Annotated in this window: 4 protein-coding genes and 1 pseudogene; 2 read left to right on the top strand and 3 right to left on the bottom strand. The window is 35.9% G+C overall.

From position 1 onward, the window contains the following. The 3 genes and pseudogenes from C1A47_RS17400 to C1A47_RS17390 form a co-directional block, all read right to left on the bottom strand. Window positions 1-126: pseudogene (locus C1A47_RS17400) on the bottom strand (IS6 family transposase); the annotation flags it as partial. A 182-nt stretch (window positions 127-308) separates the two neighbouring features. Then, complete coding sequence (locus tag C1A47_RS17395; protein ID WP_111896278.1) at window positions 309-1,112, bottom strand: amidohydrolase family protein; 804 nt, start codon at window positions 1,110-1,112, stop codon at window positions 309-311. A gap of 7 nt (window positions 1,113-1,119) precedes the next feature. Then, a complete protein-coding gene (locus C1A47_RS17390) occupies window positions 1,120-2,409 on the bottom strand; it encodes an SLC13 family permease (protein WP_111896277.1) in 1,290 nt (429 codons plus the stop codon). A 171-nt stretch (window positions 2,410-2,580) separates the two neighbouring features. Here C1A47_RS17390 and C1A47_RS17385 point away from each other — a divergent pair, with 171 nt between their 5' ends. Next, the gene (locus C1A47_RS17385; RefSeq protein WP_111896276.1) at window positions 2,581-3,312 is read left to right on the top strand and encodes a GntR family transcriptional regulator; all 732 of its coding nucleotides are present in this window, start codon (window positions 2,581-2,583) and stop codon (window positions 3,310-3,312) included. 196 nt (window positions 3,313-3,508) lie between these two features. Next, window positions 3,509-4,843, top strand: a complete 1,335-nt coding sequence (locus C1A47_RS17380) for an ISNCY family transposase (protein WP_111896275.1) — start codon at window positions 3,509-3,511, stop codon at window positions 4,841-4,843. Window positions 4,844-5,872: the final 1,029 nt, after the last annotated feature.

Raw genomic sequence — 5,872 nt, 5'->3', positions numbered from 1 at the left:
ATAACGCTGAACCCAACGATAAATCGTGGTGTGATCAACATTCACACCACGTTCAGCAAGCATTTCCTGAAGTTCACGATAGCTAATGCCATATTTACAATACCAGCGCACGGCCCAAAGAATGATTTCACCCTAAAAATGTCGACCATGGAAAGGATTCATATGCTGAACTTTTAGCTAGAAGGGTATTTAGCTTATCATCAATGACTATTTGCAATAGTGCTTAAAAAAGAGTGGTTTGTACAAGGAATCAAATCATAATTTAATCATAAAAATTTCTAATTATGATTTGACCACCATATCAGGTTTTAAAAATTAAAAAGTCTGATTGCATTTTGATTAAGAATCATACTTTGCTCATCTGGATTGGCAACAATCTTTTGAAATACTTGGAAAGTTTTGTCATATGAAACAAGGTCTTCATGTTGTGTATGAGGCCAGTCACTCCCCCAAACCATTTTATTCAACATACCTTTCACTTTGAGTAAAGAAAAAGCTTTTTGTGCCGTTTCAATATTTTCGGGATGTGAACCTAAACGATAATAGCCGGATACTTTAACCCAATGCTTTTTGCTATCCAGTAAGTTTAAAAAGGTATGATAATCGGGATCATCAACACCAAGTTCAGGGACACTTCGCCCAAAATGATCAATCACAATATTGATATTATAATGACTAAGTATAGGCAAAACCTGAATTAAATAAGCAGGTGGAGCATGTAATTCAAGCTGAAAATTTACCTTTTCTAGATTTAAAAGGAAAGTTTGCCAGTCAGATTGAGTTAAATCAGGGACATTTAAACCAAATAAATTAATTCGTGTGCCGACAATTCCTTGCAATTTAAACTCAAGGAGTTCATCGAGTGAGATAGTGTGACTTACTACAGCAATGCCTTTGAGACGATCAGGAAATTGTCGAATTGCATTCAACATAGCACTGTTATCTGTACCTAAAAAGCTCGGTTGTACAAGGACTCCATGCGTTAAGTCATGAGCATTCAAATGTGCTAAAAACTGTTCAACGGTTGCATCATAATCGGGAACATAACGTGCAGTCTCAATACATTGATCATGTCGAGAGAAAACATGAGCATGCGTATCAATACGAATCATTTTAAACTCACAAAGTAACAGTCAGAACAATAATCGCAACAAGTGCAGCAAATACACCAATTGGAATAGCTTTAAATAATAGCTGGTTAAATAGTTGATCTTTATCAATCTCTCTAGGCGCAGCACCCATAATTAAACTACCGCCAGAAGAAAAAGGGGAAATCGCAGAGGACTGTGCACCAGCAACAATACAAATAAATAGAATTAGGGGATCGATACCAGAAGCTGTAGCAATTGCTGGAACGATTGGAAATAGCGTTGGGGTGACCACACCCAAAGTACTCGAAAAGATAGACATGACAGCACTGATCAAACACAGCAGAATTGGAATCATCCAAACAGGAACATTCTGTGTTAGCCATTCCGTCAAAATGTGAATAATTCCAACTTTGACACCCAATGAAATCAGCATGCCGACACCACAAATCATGATGAGGGTGCCCCATGGAACAAGTGAAATCACTTTTTTCTCGTCTGCCAGTTTCATGATTAAGCTAATAAGGGCAAAAAGAATTGCAATAAATGCAATATCAATTTTTGAGTTTAAAAAGCTGATTGTTGTCTGAGCAGGGAAAACTAAATGCAGGATCGGGAAAACCAAGACCACTGCCATCATCAGGACGATGAGAAAAAGAGATTTTTTCTGATGAGCATTAAATGCTTCAGGCTTGGCTTCATCTATCGAAATATTGCTACTTTTTCGATTCCAAAACGTATATAGACCTAAAATGATGATAGGAATAATCATCGTCACCGCAAAAATACCTGTGGCATAGGTAAAACCAGTTGAACTATCAATCCCTGAATTTTCCATGAGGCTTCTAAAAATAATGCCACTTTGTGATGTCATAAAGTTCGCGCCAGCCAATGCACCATAATTTACAGCCATACCACCGATAATCAAACTCATGTTAGTTTTTCGGCACAGAAGTAAGGTAATCGGGGCCATAAATGCCAGTACGGTATAAAAACCTGCACCTAAAGCTGCAATAATGGTTGAAGCAGCAAAGACTGCGAGTGGTAATAAGTATGGATACTTGCGGCATCTGTATAAAAGATGTCCTGCTAAACGTTCCAATGCACCGTTTGCCAATGCAAAGTTATAAAACAATGTAACTGCAAAAATAATAAAGAAAATTTTAACTGGCCACAGTTCAGTAACCTCGCCAGGTTTTAAACCTAGACCAAAGCAACCAATAAAATAAGCGCCAATAATTGCAAAAAAACCGATATTAATTTTAGTGATATATCCTAATCCTATGGATAACACTAATGTCAGCAAAATCAACAAGACCATAGCAGCAACTACCTCCTAGTAGAAACACGCATTTATATCCTTATAAGCATAGGTTTAGACCTATGTTAATTCGTCTAAACATATAGTCATATAAACATATATATGACTTGCTTGGTATTACACATATATATGTTAAGATTGTCAAATCCTAATTTTAAATTGTGTTTACAAATGCTTGATGATATTGCATTTAAAAATCTTAAATTACCGCGTTATGTGCAAATTCGTTGGCAACTGCAAAAATTATTGATGGATTCAAAATGGCGGATCGATCAGCCTATTCCGAGCGAACAAGAGTTAGTCAATAAATATGGTGGGTCGATAGGAACAGTTCGTAAAGCAGTAGAATGTTTAGTTGAAGATGGAATTTTAGTTAAAGTACAAGGCAAAGGAACTTTTTTAAGATACCCTGATTTCAATACATCTTTAATGCGATTTTTCCGCTTGCGCGATAAAAAAGGGGAATATGTTTCACCCATTGGTGAGATCAAAAAACTTGAAGTTATTCCATCAAACCAATCGATTAATGAGAAATTAGGCTTAAGTGACCAAGATGAGCTTATTTATATAGAACGTGTGCGAAAAATTGATGATGTTGTCGTTTTAAGTGAAAAAATCTGGTTATCAGCTAACTTATTTTCTTCTCTGAAAACATTCCCAATTAAAAAATTTGGGAATTTACTTTACCCTTTTTACTATGAGCAATGTGGTGAGTTTGTCATGTCAGCAACTGAGCAATTATCCTTTGTGACAAATTATATGGATGAATACCTTCCAGCTCGTTCAATTGAGCCATTAGTGAAAGTATGCCGATTGGCAAAAAATATAGAAGGAAAAGTAATCGAATACCGTGAGTCTTATGGTTTAGCGGAAAATTTTAATTATGAAATTTCAATTCACTAAACCAAATATATTTTTTGAATGGAAGAAAAAGTACTTATTGTGAGTACTTTCTCATTTTTTTCAGGTGTATCGTATTTAACATAATAGCGATTATACGAAATCTAACTGTTAGAACCCATTTAAAGTGTCTGTATTCTCACCAATAAAAATGTCTGATCTATGATGCACATCAACATCATGGACTGGATAACTTGAGATGCTGATCACTATGTCTGACAAAGAAATACAACGTCTTGCAGTTTTGCAAGATGTTCGAGATCAACGTATTACACAAGTCCGCGCTGCTGAAATTCTGAATCTTTCAACTCGTCAAATTAGCCGGTTATTGCAGAAGCTCAATCAAGATGGTATTTCAGGCCTGGCACATGCCAGTCGTGGTCAACTCGGTCATCGTCGCCATGATGAAGCCGTAAAGTCTGAATGCCTTTCCCTTATTTCTGAACATCTTCTTGGCTTTGGACCGACCTTGGCCCATGAAAAGCTGATGAGCATGTTTGGTCTGAATATTCCTGTGGAAACGGTTCGTCGCTGGATGACTGCAAATGAGCTTTGGACTCCGCGATCCAAACGCCTGAAACGTCCATATCAGCCTAGATATAATCGGGATTGCTTCGGTGAACTGATCCAGATCGATGGCTCGTATCATGACTGGTTTAAAGGTCGAGCTGCCAAATGCTGTTTGCTAGTCTATATTGACGATGCCACTGGAAAGCTGTTGCATCTTCGCTTTTGTGAGGCTGAAACCACCTTTGACTATATGCTTTCAACCAGAGCCTACATCGAGCAATATGGTAAGCCTCTAGCCTTTTACAGCGATAAGCACTCAGTATTCCGAGTCAATCAGGAATCTAGCCAAGATAACCAGATTACGCAATTTGGACGGATTCTCAGCGAGTTAAATATTGATATTATCTTTGCCAATTCACCGCAAGCTAAAGGACGTGTGGAACGAGCCAATAGAACACTACAAGACCGTTTAATCAAAGAGATGCGCCTGAAAGGTATCTGTTCGATTACAGAAGCAAATGCATGGCTGCCCTGTTTCATCAAGCAGTTCAATCAGAAGTTTGCCAAATGTGCGAGAAATTCAAAGAATTTACATCGCTCTTTAACACAGTCCGACGTTGAGCTGGATGATATTTTTACTTGGCAGGAACCACGTAAGGTCACAAGGAGCCTGACCATCACTTATGACAAGTGTATTTACATACTAGAGCCTACAGTGCTAAATCAGAAGTTGGTTGGGCAATACATTAAATTTCTAGAATATCCAGATGGTACTGTGGCCATGATGCATCAAGGGAGGAAGCTCAACTACAGTATTTTCAATAAACTTGCTGGATTGCAGCAGAATGAAGTGGTTGAGAATAAGCGTTTGGGTTCTGTGTTGGCACATATCCAGCAACAACATGAAGAATTAGAAAAACAAAATAAACGTTCTCGATCCAAGAAAAGTATGCCAAGTCGTAAAGCTCAGAAAGCTATCCTTGAACAAAGAAATTTAAATCCTGTTCTTGACTCTTATGCTTAAAAACAGGACATTTTAAATGGTTTATCACATAGACATTTTAATTGGTGAATAACATTGTTAAATTTTTTTTAATTCATTGCCTTATGCTTTAATCTCTAGCCAGATCCCAGCGATTCTGGCTTTTTGCATGAATTGGAATGTTCCGCGCCTAATATTCGATCATTATTCCACAGATTTTATTAGAACTTCTAATTATTCTAGTGGCTACAGCTCTTTTAAAGGAAACATCGTCAACTTGGATCTCTATTTGCAATAGTGCCAATTTTCTGTCACCAAATTTATTGTAGTATATCGTTTTCTACTCATAATAGTCTGTCCTATACACGTGGATAGACTATTTATTGAAGATTGATGGTTACTCAATAATTTAAAATGTTCACTAACATGTAAGATATATTATTCCTTTTTTTCATAAAAAAATAAAATCATCTAATATTATTTTTATACCATTTGTTATAATAAATCATAAAATTAGACCCTATTAAGAATAATGAGATAATAAACTTACAAAATTACAAGAAAGTTAATTATAAGTATATTTATCAAATACATAATCATAAAATTCAACTATCTTAATAAATAATATTTTAAAAAAATAAATCATAAAACAACCCAAACAAAATACATGAAATTTCAAATGATTTATAAAGATAATCACCTTCAATAATGAAAAAAAGGAATATTCATACAACTTATTTTCCTGAAAAAATGACATTCCTCCCCGTGCTTTTTTAAACCAACTATATAACTATGAATGGGTGCTGAAAAATGCTCCCCTTCATTTTTCAGCACATTTTAAATCTCAGTTTTCCATTAGATGAAATCTTAAAAAATCTGTATGGAAATTCTTAAAACGTCGTTTTATGCATAGCCACAATGGATCAAGTGATGTCAAACCTTTCATTTGTCAATCAACACAGTACTGCATGGAATAATTATTTGCAGCAGTTAAAACGTGTTGAACCTTTCTTAGATGAGTCCATTCGTGATCGTCTAGATTTTCTTCGTCACCCCAAGCGTTCCTTAATT

The sequence above is a fragment of the Acinetobacter sp. MB5 genome, from assembly GCF_003261585.1.
GTDB lineage: Bacteria > Pseudomonadota > Gammaproteobacteria > Pseudomonadales > Moraxellaceae > Acinetobacter.
Note: the sequence above shows the minus strand (reverse complement) of the source record. Positions and strands in the feature narration are given on the sequence as shown.